This window comes from Leifsonia sp. McL0618, from assembly GCF_049994905.1.
Classification (GTDB): Bacteria; Actinomycetota; Actinomycetes; order Actinomycetales; family Microbacteriaceae; genus Diaminobutyricibacter.
Genome location: NZ_CP188258.1, coordinates 2,259,016 through 2,271,951 on the forward strand (window position 1 = coordinate 2,259,016; position 12,936 = coordinate 2,271,951).

Consider the following 12,936-nt stretch of genomic DNA (forward strand, 5'->3'; position numbering starts at 1 on the left):
GCGCAGCGTTATCGTCCCGAGCCTGATTGTTCTAACGAACATGCTTAGTTTCCCACGCTACATACTGCTTCCGTCGTTTCTGTTGCGGGCGTGTCGCTGCGAACGTGGACACAGAAAATCCCCCGGGCCGGCCGGGGGACTCTGAGGGGGTTGGTCAAGCAGCCTGAACCAATAGTGCCCGGTCCCGGCCGTAAGGGTCGATCACGAGGTCTTTGACCGTGAAGCCGCCGAGGTACTCGCAAACGATATCGGTCTCGAGGTCGGGGTCGCCCCATTTGGACCCAACTGCATCTGCCTTGGGCGCGCTGTCGGCGAAGTAGAGCTCGACGTGGCCGAATGTGGTCTCGAGGGTGCGTGAAACGTAGACGGTCGCGCCCGCTTCGAACCGCGCGCCGACTGTGAACGAGGCTCGCGAGATGTCGAGGGTGACGGGAGTAGCATCTGTGTTGTTCATGGGGTTCCTTTCAGGGTTGTTCCATGGATTGCCCCTGGCGCCGCTCACACCGGCGCTGGGGGCTCTTGAAAGTAGCAGGGGGGCTGCTACATCTCGGCGAGCGCGCTCATGCGCTTCGCGAGCTCTATATCGCGGCCGGCACTGTGTTGGTAGCGCATGGCTGCGGATACGGTCGAGTGACCGAGTCGTTCCTGGATCTCTTTGAGGGTCGCGCCGGTTTGCGCGAATCGCGTAGCCCCATAGTGTCGAAGCGCGTGGAAGGGCATGTCGGATCGCTTGGCAGCGGCGCGCGCGGGATACCAGTGCTTGACGAACGTCGACTCTGCAAGATGCGTGCTGCCGTCGCTCGCCGGGAAGAGCAGCGAGTCGGGAAAGTCGCCAACATTGTCACGCAGGTGCACGAGGATGTCCGCGTGGATGTGCGGAGGCAACGCGATCGACCGGACGCCTGCGGCGCTCTTGGTTGGGCCTACTGTGAAGCCGACACCGGTCGTGTGCGTGACCGCCCTGGCGACGTCGACGACGATCGCGTCGACATCGCGGCCGCTCTTGACGATCTTGATGTCTTTGCGGCGTAGTTCGGTGAGCTCGCCGAACCTAGTCGCAGCCCACGCAGCAAGCAGCACGGCTGCCTTGTAGCGCGGTGTGATTGTGTCGAGGATCTTCTGCAGTTCGGCCGACGTCGGCGGTTCAACCTTCTTGCCCGTAGACGCATTCTGTGCGCCGCGGATCATGCAAGGGTTTGTCACGATGCGTCCGTCCTGTACTGCGGTCGCGAGGATTGACTTGAGCAGCCCATACGCGCGAGCGGTCTGGGTCTTGTTGCCGCCTTCCATCTGGCTCGAGTACCACGCGCGCACCGCCTCGGGGGTGATCATCGCGAGGCGTTCGCCGGTGAGCGGCGACAGGGCGCCGCTCAGCAGCCTTTCGTATTCGACGCGAGTTCTTGGTCGCAGCCCCTCGCCGTGGCGATTCACGCGCGTTCTGAGCCATTCCTGAGCGAACTCGCCGAGGCTGTCTGTGCGCGCCTTCGATCGGCCAGCCGATCGAGCGGCCTCTACGGGTGACCATTCGCCCTGCGTGAGCGCGGCCTGTTGGATCGAGAGCCAGCCGCGAGCGTCGGTCCTGTTGTCGAATGTGTGGGGGGCGTTGTAACGCTTGCCGTCGAGTCCCGTGTAGCTGGCCTGCACTCGGCCTGAGGGCAGAGTGCGAAGCGCGCCGAAGGATTGGCGTCGTTGGCGTAACTGTTTTCCTGGCATCGCTGAAATCGCCCCTATTCGTGCAATATCGTGCAATATCTCGTTGGATTCTGTTTCCGTTACTGCTAACAGTTACCTTAACGGATGGGCGCTGAGATCCGCTACAGGACGGGCCAAAAGGGGGGTAAATCCAGTCGTGGAGCGGAACTCACACAGTGACGCTGATACTGATTCGATCCCAGTATCGCCCACCACACATAAAGCAGGAAAGGCCCGGTATTCCGGGCCTTTCCTGTTTCCCGCGCCAGCCACATGTGCTGGAATCCACACAATCGCGGCCGCCGCGACGGGCCCTGACTGGAGAGCAGGCCGATACGCGCGAAGGCGGCTTTCGTTGCCTCGAATGTGTGTTTCTGCCCATCACGCCGTCGGATTTGAGAGGGAATCCGTCATCCCTTGCGAGCACGTGAATGAAGTGATCTTGCCCGCCACAGGCGCGAAAAGTTGCGCGGGTGCCGACCAGCTCACGGATAGGTGAACGGAACGCGCATCGTCGAAATGATCGTGACCGACGGCAATCTCGCAGGTTGCAGGGGCGGCCTTGAGGTCGTCTGGCGGCATGCTGACTGTTGCCCCCGCGATCGCGGCTAACCAGCCTGCGCCGTTCGCGCGAGACCGCCTATTCGCCCAGGCGCCCGTCGGGGTCCGTGCTGCACGCGGTCATGGCTTGTTCGTTCGCAGTGGGGAGATCTCCCGATTGATAGTCCTTGAGACCGTAGCTCGGATCAACCAAACCCTTACGTTTGAAGCAGTCAACCACCGCCTCTGCCATGTCCCTGTGAGAGGGGTTCGCTCTCATCTGCACGTAGAAATAGGCGATGGGGTATTCACCCGACTCGTCAGAACAATTCGTTTCGATTCTGTGAGCTTCATCGCTCGACATTGAGGAGGGCGAGCTGTACTCCGCCCGTCGATTCCGTACGGGGTCAAGGTGATTCCCGCAGCGGACATGCACGCCGTGTATCGATCCTTCATTTCTGCATACTCTTGATCAGAGATCGCACCATCTCGAAGCGCCTCTTTGATTTCAGGCGTCTTTGCCTTGTCGAATTCCTGGCGAATCTCCTCGGACCATGACCCACTCGACTGTCCCGGACTGCTTGCAAGTCGGCCGTTCGCATTCGAGCACCCGGTCAGCAAGAGGGCCGCCGCAGCCGTCAATGCAGGAATCAGGGCAGTGTTTTTGTGCAATTCAATATCGCTTTCGGTCGATGTGAGAGAGGGCCTCGCGCCAGAAGCGCGACACTCTCCGCCCCTACTTCACGTCGTAATAGGCTCTATTCCCGCAGAGTGCACAGATGGCCTTCGCCTTCGACCAAACGCCGGGGGAGGTCCAAGGCGTGATCACAGTATTTACACCCACCGCTGTCGACTTGTGAGTGCGCGAGCTGTGGAGGTAGTCCGAGGTGGTGTAACTCCCGCTGACTCCGTAGGTCCAAGTGCACCCCTCCGGCTACTGGGTGGTGGTGGCGGCCTGGGCAGCAGTAACCCCAACGGTCAGCAAGGCGGCCGTGGTCGCCGTGATTGCAAGCACCTTTGTGAGTGACTTCATTGATTCCTCCGCTGATGAGACGGTGTAGCAGACATGAAAGGGCAACCGATGCCCTACCTTGCAAGAGACCGCTTTGTCCACCCCATAACGCGAGCATCACACCAAACCCTTGCGACTGGCGGGGTATTTGTTATCAGCGCGTAGAAGTCCGATGCGTTTAGGCCTTGAGTTGTATGTTGTTGCAGATCACCAGCTCTGAGTACCTGCATATCGGGTGTTCCGAGTCGCCGGGCACGAGCCTGGAACGCGACTGGGCTTTCATGATGGACGAGCGCGATATGGTCAATTGGTGCCGCCTCATCTTCCGAACCTGACTCCGGCAGAGGTTTTGGGGCTTCCGGTTGCGATCGTCGGGTCAGTTCTGCTCGCGGCGGGAGCTCAGTTACAGCATCACGGCGTAATGAATTCTCGGGGGCCGCACTCGAACGCGTCTGCCCGGATAGGCGCCCGCGACTTCCGGCTCCTTGTTCGCCGTCCCTCCTGGCTGTGGGCACTGGCCTGCTCGGGCTGGCGATCCTGTTCCAGCTCACCAGCCTCGCTATGCCTCCGTTCGCCGCGCTGAGACCCCCTGAGAACGCTCAAAGGAGCGCCGTTTCGGGCCTCCGGTGATCTAGTGCCGTGGACTGCTTGCGTGGCAGTATTGGGCCGCTCCGGGAAGCGATTTCCTGCCCCTCCGGAGCGCCCCCCGAGGGTGCCCGGTCCGCAAGGCTGGGTCGGGCACCTGGGGCTACTTGGCCTTGTTCTTCCGCTCGACCTGCGGGACGATTGAGTGTCTTGGCCCCAGACCCCGGCCGTACAGGCTGGTGCGGTCTGCGTGCCCGAGGCAGACCGCACCCCTGGGGGCTTGAACCCGTCGCGCGGTTCTTAGAGCCCGCCGTGGAATCGACTCGTAGCGTGCCGGCGCTGCTCCACCAAAGGAGCACGCCGATGTAAAATGCAGACGATCACCCGACCAGCGACCCGGTCATCGAGCAGCTGTACCGCGGCCACGGGATGGAGCCGCCCTGGCTGATCGAATGGAAAGAGGGTTGCTGATACTGGCTGGTTCCCGGCACCGCCCACCAACAGCAAAGCCCCTGAAACCGTCGAGTTTCGGGGGCCAACAACTAACGATGCTTCTACACTCGTGCAGATATCGATGCCAACTCGTGATCATCCCACATATGCATCGCCATTCCCTCGGCCTGTAGCGTCCGACAATGGGCAGACTGATTTCCCCAGCGTCCGCCACCCCGTCTCCGGCACCCACCGCGGCGGCGCCCGGTTGGCCACAGGTCCGGCAGCTCGTCACATCCATGACGCTCTGAGTGTCGGGAAGTTCCATGGCTGGTTCGAGGATGTTGCGCCGATGGGTGATCATTGCCGGCTCTGGGGCCGCCCTGCTGGCAGCGCTCGCGATCGTCGTGTCTTCCACCGTTTCGACAGCGCCGCCCGCATCATCCATGTCACCGAATCCGAGTTTCATCGACCGCATGGACTCGACGAACCCCCCGGCGTGGGCCAACGGGCTGACGTTCACCCATGCCACCGCAGACCTCAGCCGCGAGGAAGCTGCTTCGTTCACCAGCATGCCCTGGAGATTCGTCGCCCTCGAAGGCGATGTGCTTCGGATGGTGTTCGCTGCGGGCGACGGCGCCTGTGTCCTGCACCGGGGATTCTCCATCACCTCCACGAAGACCTTGGTGGAGGTGCGCGTGCTGAGTGTCACCGACACAAGCCAGACGGCCCGTCCTTCCAGGCTCGAGCTCGGGGCGGCAGACGTCACGCTCACCGAGCCCCTCGATGGACGCGCCCTCGTCCATTCGCCGACCGATCCGCAATGGCCCGAATCCATGCTCGCCGACTGAAACCGGGGCAGTCGCGCGCAGGGTGCGAGAGATGGCGCAAACGGCCCGGCGCCCGCTACTACAGTTGAAGAAACCAATCGACGACTCTAGGAGTGGAACAAGGTGGCTGACGGCTTCGAGCTCTTCACCGATCGTTCCGTTGTCGCAATGCGCGTCAACGGCCAGCTGAAGGACCTCGCCACGCAGGTCACGTCCACCGACACCGTCGAGCCCGTCATGATCGACTCGCCCGACGGGCTCAGCATCCTGCGCCACTCTGCGGCCCACGTGCTCGCTCAGGCCGTGCAGTCCATCAACCCAGAGGCGAAGCTCGGCATCGGCCCGCCCATCACCGACGGTTTCTACTACGACTTCGATGTCGCCGAGTCGTTCACACCGGATGACCTCAAGGCGCTGGACAAAGAGATGTCGCGCATCATCCGCGCGGGCCAGCGCTTCGTGCGACGGGTCGTGACCGACGAAGAGGCGCGCTCCGAACTCGCGAACGAGCCGTTCAAGCTCGAGCTGATCGGGCTCAAGGGCGGCACTCTGCCGGGCGACACCGCTGCGTTCGACGCGGAGGAGAGCGTCGAGGTCGGCGGCGCCGAGCTGACGATCTACGACAACGTCGACCCCAGGACCGGAGAGACCGTCTGGAAAGACCTGTGCCGCGGCCCGCACCTGCCGAACACCCGCATGATCGGCAACGGCTATGCACTCACCCGGCTGGCCGCCGCATACTGGCGCGGCTCGGAGAAGAACCAGCAGCTGCAGCGCGTCTACGGTACGGCCTGGCCCACCAAGGACGAGCTGCGCGCCTACCAGACCCGCATGGAGGAGGCCGCCAAGCGCGACCACCGCAAGCTCGGAGCCGAGCTCGACCTCTTCAGTTTTCCCGAGGAGATCGGTTCGGGTCTCGCGGTGTTCCACCCCAAGGGCGGCATCATCCGCAACGAGATCGAGAACTACATGCGCGAGCGGTTGATCGCGAACGACTACGAGCTGGTCAACACACCGCACATCACGAAGGCGCACCTCTACGAGATCAGCCAGCACCTCAACTGGTATCGCGAAGGCATGTTCCCTCCGATGCACCTCGACCAGGAGGTCGACGCCGACGGCAACGTGACCCGCCAGGGCCAGGACTACTACCTGAAGCCGATGAACTGCCCGATGCACAACCTGATCTACCGGGCACGCGGACGCAGCTATCGCGAGCTTCCCCTGCGCCTTGCCGAGTTCGGCACGGTCTACCGCTACGAGAAGAGCGGCACGCTCTCGGGCCTGACCCGCGTACGCGGTCTCACCCAGGACGACGCCCACATCTACGTCGCCGAGGAGCAGATCAAAGACGAGGTCGCCCGCCAGCTCGAGTTCGTGCTCGAGACGCTGCGCGGCTACGGCCTCACCGACTTCTACCTCGAACTGTCGACGAAGGATCCCGAAAAGTACGTCGGCTCCGACGAGAGCTGGGAGCAGGCGACCGAGACGCTTCGTGAGGTCGCCGTCGAGTCAGGACTCGAACTCGTCGACGACCCGGGTGGTGCGGCCTTCTATGGGCCGAAGATCAGCGTGCAGGCCCGAGACGCCATCGGCCGCACCTGGCAGCTCTCGACGGTGCAGCTGGACTTCAACCAGCCGGAACTGTTCGAGCTCGAGTACAACGCCGCCGACGGAACCCGCAAGCAGCCGGCCATGATCCACCGTGCGCTTCTCGGCTCGATCGAGCGGTTCTTCGCCATCCTGCTCGAGCACTATGCCGGCGCGTTCCCGGTCTGGTTGTCTCCGGTCCAGGTGGTCGGCATCCCTGTCGCCGATGCTTACGGACCGTTCCTCGACGACGTGGTCGCCCGGCTCCGGGCGCGCGGCGTGCGCGCAGAGGTCGACCACTCCGACGACCGGATGCAGAAGAAGATCCGCACCCACACCAAGGCCAAGGTTCCCTACCAGCTCATCGTGGGCGAAGAGGATGCCGCGGCGGGTACGGTCAGCTTCCGGTTCCGCGACGGCAGCCAGCGCAACGGTGTGACGGTCGATGACGCGATCGAGCGGATCGTCGCATCCATCGCGTCGCGCGAACAGGTCACGACGGCATGGATCGACTGATCGTCGACGACCCGAGTCACCTGGTCGGCGTACCTGACGAGTTCCAGCGACTCTGGACGCCGCACCGCATGGTGTACATCCAGAACACGCAGCAGCCGGGCGAGGACGAATGCCCTTTCTGCCATGCGCCGAAGATGAGTGACGAGGATGCGCTCATCGTCGCGCGCGGAACGCACGCCTACGTGATCCTCAACCTGTTCCCGTACAACAGCGGGCACCTGCTGGTCTGCCCGTATCGGCACGTTGCGATGTATGACGAGGCGACGCCCGAGGAGGTCGGCGAGATCGGGAGCCTGACACAGACCGCGATGCGCGTCATCACCCAGGTCTCGCATAACGACGGATTCAATATCGGGATCAACCAGGGCGCAGTCGCAGGCGCCGGAATCGCCGGGCACCTGCATCAGCACATCGTTCCCCGGTGGGCGCAGGATGCGAACTTCTTCCCGATCATCGCCAAGACGAAGGCGCTTCCGCAGCTGCTCGGCGAGGTGCGGGCAGCGATCGCGGCGGCATGGCCGTCACACCCCGACGAGTAGAATCGTCACAGCGTAGTTCCCGCCGCAGCGGCGCTGGAACAGATTGGCGTGCCGCGCGAGGCAGCGGCACCAGGAGAGGACACAGTGAGCGACACATCCACCGCCGAACAGTTCGGATCGAGCCGCGTGAAGCGCGGGCTCGCCGAGATGCTGAAGGGCGGCGTCATCATGGACGTCGTGACGCCCGAGCAGGCACGCATCGCAGAAGATGCCGGTGCCGTCGCCGTCATGGCGCTCGAGCGCGTTCCGGCCGACATCCGGTCGCAGGGCGGCGTCGCACGTATGAGCGACCCCGACCTGATCGAGGCGATCATCGCAGAGGTGTCCATCCCTGTTATGGCGAAGGCTCGTATCGGCCACTTCGTCGAGGCTCAGGTTCTGCAGGCGCTCGACGTCGACTACATCGACGAGTCCGAAGTGCTGAGCCCTGCCGACTATGTCAACCACATCGACAAGTGGGGCTTCACCGTACCCTTCGTCTGTGGGGCGACAAACCTCGGCGAGGCACTCCGCCGCATCAACGAAGGCGCGGCGATGATCCGCTCCAAGGGCGAGGCCGGCACCGGTGACGTGTCGGAGGCGACCAAGCACATCCGCAAGATCAAGTCGGAGATCGCGGGCCTCAGCTCGATGAGCAAAGACGAGCTGTATGTCGCCGCCAAGGAGCTCCAGGCACCGTACGACCTCGTGGTCGAGGTCGCCGAGACCGGCAAGCTCCCCGTCGTTCTGTTCACGGCAGGCGGGGTCGCGACCCCGGCCGACGCAGCCATGATGATGCAGCTCGGTGCAGACGGCGTCTTCGTCGGGTCAGGCATCTTCAAGTCGGGCAACCCCGCGCAGCGTGCCGCCGCCGTGGTCAAAGCGACCACGTTCTACGACGACCCGACGGTGATCGCCGAGGTCTCGCGCGGACTCGGTGAGGCGATGGTCGGGATCAACGTGTCCGACCTGGCCGCTCCGCACCGCCTTGCAGAGCGTGGCTGGTAGCCCAGACGCGCCACTGGCGCCGCGTGTGGGAGTGCTGGCACTCCAGGGCGACTTCCGGGAGCACATCGCGGTTCTGCGCGGACTGGGGGCGGATGCCGTCCCCATCCGTCGCGAATCCGAACTGAACCACGTCGCCGGCCTGGTGATCCCGGGCGGTGAGTCGAGCGTGATGGACAAGCTCGCACGGGCGTTCGGCCTTGCGCAACCGCTGAAGGCGGCGATCGCGGCAGGGCTGCCGGTCTACGGAACGTGCGCCGGCCTGATCATGCTCGCGGACACCATCCTCGATGCCATCCGTGGGCAGGAGAGCCTCGGCGGCCTCGATGTGGAGGTGCGACGAAATGCGTTCGGCTCGCAGCTCGAGTCGTTCGAGACCGACCTCGACATTCCCGCCGTCGGCGAAGAACCGATGCACGCGGTGTTCATTCGAGCGCCGATCGTGGAGAGCGTCGGGCCTGGAGCGACACCGCTTGCGACACTGGCGGATGGGCGTGTGGTCGCGGTCGAGCAGGGAAACCTCGTCGGCACCTCGTTCCATCCGGAGATGACGGGGGACACCCGGTTCCACGAGTACTTCCTCGCGAAGGTCAGGGCGCGCGCAGTGTGACGGGTCGTCTCACGTCCGCCGGGGTGAGTTGCTTCTCTGACGTGCGGTCGCTCTCCGTCGAGGCGCTCTACAATGGTCAGGATCTTGAGAAGTAGTAAGGGAGCAACGTGTCCGGGCATTCCAAATGGGCGACCACCAAGCACAAGAAAGCCGTGATCGACCAGCGTCGCGCGAAGTCGTTCGCCAAGCTGATCAAGAATATCGAGGTCGCCGCAAAGATCGGCGGCGCTGACCTCTCCGGTAACCCGACGCTCGTCGACGCTGTGCAGAAGGCCAAGAAGACGTCAGTTCCGAACGACAACATCGATCGCGCGATCAAGCGCGGTGCAGGGCTGACCGGCGAGAGCGTCGACTACACGACGATCATGTACGAGGGCTACGGACCCAACGGCGTCGCGCTGCTGATCGAGTGCCTCACCGACAACAAGAACCGCGCAGCAGCGGATGTGCGCACCGCGATGACCCGCAACGGCGGGACGATGGCCGACCCGGGAAGCGTCGCGTACAACTTTCACCGCAAGGGTGTCATCGTCGTTCCACAGAGCGACGGCGTCACCGAAGACGACGTCCTGCTGGCCGTTCTCGACGCGGGTGCAGAAGAGGTCACCTCCCGGGAGGAGTCCTTCGAGGTCGTGACCGACCCGTCCGCCCTTGTCGCGACGCGCACCGCTCTCCAGGAGTCCGGCATCGACTACGACTCGGCCGACGTCGAATTCGTCGCGTCGATCCAGGTCGAAGGCGACGCTGAGACGGCCCGCAAGGTCTTCCGGCTCATCGATGCGCTCGAAGACTCCGACGACGTGCAGAACGTGTACACCAACCTCGATCTTTCGGCCGAGGTCCAGGCCGAACTCGAGGCAGAGTAGAACCCCGGCCGATGCCGCTCCGAGTGCTCGGCATCGACCCCGGTCTGACCCGCTGCGGTGTCGGGATCGTCGACGTCGCGCCCAACCGCACCGCGCGGCTGGTCGACGTGCTCGTGATCCGCACGCCGGCGACGATGCCTCTCGCAGAACGTCTGCTCGCGGTCGGCGACGGCATCGCAGAGCTGCTCGACCTGCACCAGCCCCAGGCGGTCGCCATCGAACGCGTCTTCGCGCAGCACAACCTCAAGACGGTGATGGGTACGGCGCAGGTCAGCGGGGTGGCTTTGCACGCGGCAGCCAAACGGGGTCTCCCCGTCGCATTGCACACGCCCAGCGAAGTGAAAGCCGCCATCACCGGGTACGGCTCGGCCGACAAGAAGCAGGTGCAGGCGATGGTGGCGCGGATCCTTGGGCTGGCCGAAGTGCCGAAACCGGCGGATGCGGCGGACGCTCTCGCGATCGCCATCTGCCACGCGTGGCGGGGGAGCGGGGCGAATACCCCGGCAACGGGTGGCGCGGCGCTCACTCCCGCACAGGCTGCATGGCACGCCGCGGAGCGATCCACCCGGGCGTCGCTGGCGCCCCGTAGGCTGACGAAGTGATTTCATCCCTTCGTGGCACGGTCCTCGCGATCAGCGGCGGGTCGATCGTGATCGAGGTCGGCGGCGTCGGCTTCTCCGTCCAGGTGACTCCCGACCACGCTCTTTCCCTGCGGATCGGAGACGAGGCCCGCGTCCTCACATCTCTGATCGTCCGCGAGGACGCGCTCTCGCTGTTCGGCTTCGCCGACGCGGAGCAGCTTCAGGTTTTCGACCTCCTCACCGGCGTCTCCGGGGTCGGGCCGAAGTCGGCCATCGGCGTGCTCTCAGTACTCTCGCCCGAGCAGATCGCCGAGGCCGTCACCGCCGAAGACGATGCACCGTTCCGCAAAGTCTCGGGCATCGGCCCGAAGACCGCGAAGCTGATCGTGGTGTCGTTGTCGGGCAAGATCGCAGTCACCCGCCGCGCCCCGCGTACGGCGGCCACAGCGCCGCCGTCGACGCTCAGCGAGAGCGTCCTCATCGCCCTCGTCGGCCTCGGATGGCCGGAGAAGGTCGCATCCGATGCGATCGCCGAGGCGGTCGCCGAGACCGAGGAGTCGGCCCGTGACAACGTCCAGTCCCTGCTTCGGGTGACCCTCGCCAGGCTCGGGCCCGGCCAGACCGCGGCACGGAGGTGACCGTGGAAGACCAGGAAGACCTCACCGCCCCCGAGCTCGAGTCGGAGTCCGAGCTCGCCTTCGAAGGCGCCCTCCGCCCGCGTTCCCTCGCGGAGTTCGTCGGGCAGGCCAAGGTGCGCGGGCAGCTGCAGCTCCTGCTCACCGCGGCGAAGATGCAGGACCGCACGGCCGACCACATCCTCCTCGCGGGACCACCCGGGCTGGGTAAGACGACGCTCGCAATGATCGTCGCCCACGAGAGTGGTCGTCCTCTGCGGCTCTCCAGCGGTCCGGCCATCCAGCATGCCGGTGACCTCGCTGCGCTGCTCTCCTCGCTGACTCCGGGCGAAGTGCTGTTCATCGACGAGATCCACCGCATGGCCCGCTCTGCGGAAGAGATGCTGTATCTCGCAATGGAAGATTTCCGCATCGACATCATGGTCGGCAAGGGCGCCGGCGCGACGTCGATTCCGCTCGATCTCGCTCCGTTCACGCTGGTGGGCGCAACGACGCGCTCCGGTCTGCTGCCCAACCCGCTGCGGGACCGGTTCGGTTTCACCGCCCACCTCGAGTTCTACGACGAGGCTGAGCTCACGCAAGTGCTCACGAGAGCAGCCGTCCTCCTCGATTTCGAGGTCGACGGTAAGGCGCTTGCCGAGATCGCCGGCCGGTGCCGTGGCACCCCTCGCATTGCCAACCGCCTGCTTCGTCGCGTTCGCGATTTCGCGCTCGTGCACGGGGGAGAAGCGGATGTGAACGCCGTCAGGGCGGCGCTCGAGCTCTACGATGTCGACCCGCTCGGACTCGATCGACTCGACCGCGCCGTGCTCCAGGCGATTCTCGAACGCTTCGACGGCGGGCCCGTCGGGCTCAACACACTCGCCGTTTCGGTCGGCGAAGAGGCCGAGACGATCGAATCCGTCGTGGAGCCGTTCCTCGTGCGGATCGGCCTTCTGTCCCGCACTCCGCGGGGCCGGGTGGCCACGCCGGCGGCGTGGCGACACTTCGGCGCAGCGCACTCCCAGCAACCATCCCTCATGGATGACCTATAATTCAAGCTGGCCCATCGGCCACTCACAAATAAGCAGAGCGTCTCCGCGTGAGACACTCTCTGGAAGGCCCCAAACTTTTCATGGATCCGTTAACTATTGTCATGCTGGTCGTTCTGGCCGGCCTGGTGTTCTTCATGTTCCGCAACAGCCGCAAGCGCCAGCGCGACGCGGCTGCGCTTCGCGAGAAGATCGTCCCCGGTGCTGACGTCATGCTCAACTTCGGTGTCTACGGCAAACTGCTCTCGATCGACGAAGACGCGAACGAGGCCCTCGTCGAGACGACTCCGGGTACCGTTCTGAAGGTCCACCGCCAGGTGATCGCCCGGGTCGTCGAGCCCAAGGAGATCGAGCCTGTGGTCGAGACGTCGACCGAGCCCGAGCTGAATGAAGACCACGCCATCCCTCTCACCGAGCCCGAGTTCGGTGAGCGGATCGACGACGTGGCCAAGAAGCCCGGCGCGAAAAGCGACGACTGACCCCATTTCCTGTG

Annotated in this window: 12 protein-coding genes and 1 pseudogene; 10 read left to right on the plus strand and 3 right to left on the minus strand. The window is 64.4% G+C overall.

The window, feature by feature from the left end; all coding sequences use genetic code 11:
• Nucleotides 1-154: 154 nt before the first annotated feature.
• From ACPPVQ_RS10810 to ACPPVQ_RS10820, 3 genes and pseudogenes are all read right to left on the minus strand, one after another.
• Complete coding sequence (locus tag ACPPVQ_RS10810; protein ID WP_426515103.1) at nucleotides 155-454, minus strand: hypothetical protein; 300 nt, start codon at nucleotides 452-454, stop codon at nucleotides 155-157.
• 86 nt (nucleotides 455-540) lie between these two features.
• Complete coding sequence (locus ACPPVQ_RS10815) at nucleotides 541-1,644, minus strand: tyrosine-type recombinase/integrase (protein ID WP_426515104.1); 1,104 nt, start codon at nucleotides 1,642-1,644, stop codon at nucleotides 541-543.
• Nucleotides 1,645-2,968: 1,324 nt separating this feature from the next.
• Nucleotides 2,969-3,148 (minus strand): annotated as a pseudogene (locus ACPPVQ_RS10820) (lactococcin 972 family bacteriocin); the annotation flags it as partial.
• 1,439 nt (nucleotides 3,149-4,587) lie between these two features.
• Here ACPPVQ_RS10820 and ACPPVQ_RS10825 point away from each other — a divergent pair.
• The 10 genes from ACPPVQ_RS10825 (at nucleotide 4,588) to ACPPVQ_RS10870 (ending at nucleotide 12,922) form a co-directional block, all read left to right on the plus strand.
• The gene (locus ACPPVQ_RS10825; protein ID WP_426515105.1) at nucleotides 4,588-5,112 is read left to right on the plus strand and encodes a hypothetical protein; all 525 of its coding nucleotides are present in this window, start codon (nucleotides 4,588-4,590) and stop codon (nucleotides 5,110-5,112) included.
• A 102-nt stretch (nucleotides 5,113-5,214) separates the two neighbouring features.
• Nucleotides 5,215-7,197, plus strand: a complete 1,983-nt coding sequence (thrS, locus tag ACPPVQ_RS10830) for a threonine--tRNA ligase (RefSeq protein WP_426515106.1) — start codon at nucleotides 5,215-5,217, stop codon at nucleotides 7,195-7,197.
• Entirely contained in the window at nucleotides 7,185-7,736 is a 552-nt protein-coding gene (locus ACPPVQ_RS10835) for an HIT family protein (RefSeq protein ID WP_426515107.1), read from the plus strand. The genes thrS and ACPPVQ_RS10835 overlap by 13 nt, the downstream gene beginning before the upstream one ends.
• 84 nt (nucleotides 7,737-7,820) lie before the next feature.
• The gene (gene pdxS, locus ACPPVQ_RS10840) at nucleotides 7,821-8,723 is read left to right on the plus strand and encodes a pyridoxal 5'-phosphate synthase lyase subunit PdxS (RefSeq protein WP_426515108.1); all 903 of its coding nucleotides are present in this window, start codon (nucleotides 7,821-7,823) and stop codon (nucleotides 8,721-8,723) included.
• A 31-nt stretch (nucleotides 8,724-8,754) separates the two neighbouring features.
• The gene (pdxT, locus tag ACPPVQ_RS10845) at nucleotides 8,755-9,330 is read left to right on the plus strand and encodes a pyridoxal 5'-phosphate synthase glutaminase subunit PdxT (protein ID WP_426515109.1); all 576 of its coding nucleotides are present in this window, start codon (nucleotides 8,755-8,757) and stop codon (nucleotides 9,328-9,330) included.
• A 107-nt stretch (nucleotides 9,331-9,437) separates the two neighbouring features.
• Nucleotides 9,438-10,196 (plus strand): YebC/PmpR family DNA-binding transcriptional regulator, encoded by a 759-nt coding sequence (locus ACPPVQ_RS10850; RefSeq protein WP_426515110.1) that lies wholly within the window; start codon nucleotides 9,438-9,440, stop codon nucleotides 10,194-10,196.
• A gap of 11 nt (nucleotides 10,197-10,207) precedes the next feature.
• Nucleotides 10,208-10,798 carry a crossover junction endodeoxyribonuclease RuvC gene (gene ruvC, locus ACPPVQ_RS10855; protein WP_426515111.1) on the plus strand — a complete coding sequence of 197 codons (591 nt, stop codon included), beginning with the start codon at nucleotides 10,208-10,210 and terminating at the stop codon, nucleotides 10,796-10,798.
• Nucleotides 10,795-11,415 (plus strand): Holliday junction branch migration protein RuvA, encoded by a 621-nt coding sequence (gene ruvA / locus ACPPVQ_RS10860; protein WP_426515112.1) that lies wholly within the window; start codon nucleotides 10,795-10,797, stop codon nucleotides 11,413-11,415. Before ruvC ends, ruvA begins: the two co-directional genes overlap by 4 nt.
• Nucleotides 11,416-11,417: 2 nt before the next feature.
• A complete protein-coding gene (gene ruvB, locus ACPPVQ_RS10865; protein WP_426515113.1) occupies nucleotides 11,418-12,446 on the plus strand; it encodes a Holliday junction branch migration DNA helicase RuvB in 1,029 nt (342 codons plus the stop codon).
• Between the two features lie 101 nt (nucleotides 12,447-12,547).
• Nucleotides 12,548-12,922: a preprotein translocase subunit YajC gene (locus tag ACPPVQ_RS10870; RefSeq protein ID WP_426515114.1), complete on the plus strand. Its 375-nt coding sequence runs from the start codon at nucleotides 12,548-12,550 to the stop codon at nucleotides 12,920-12,922.
• Nucleotides 12,923-12,936: the final 14 nt, after the last annotated feature.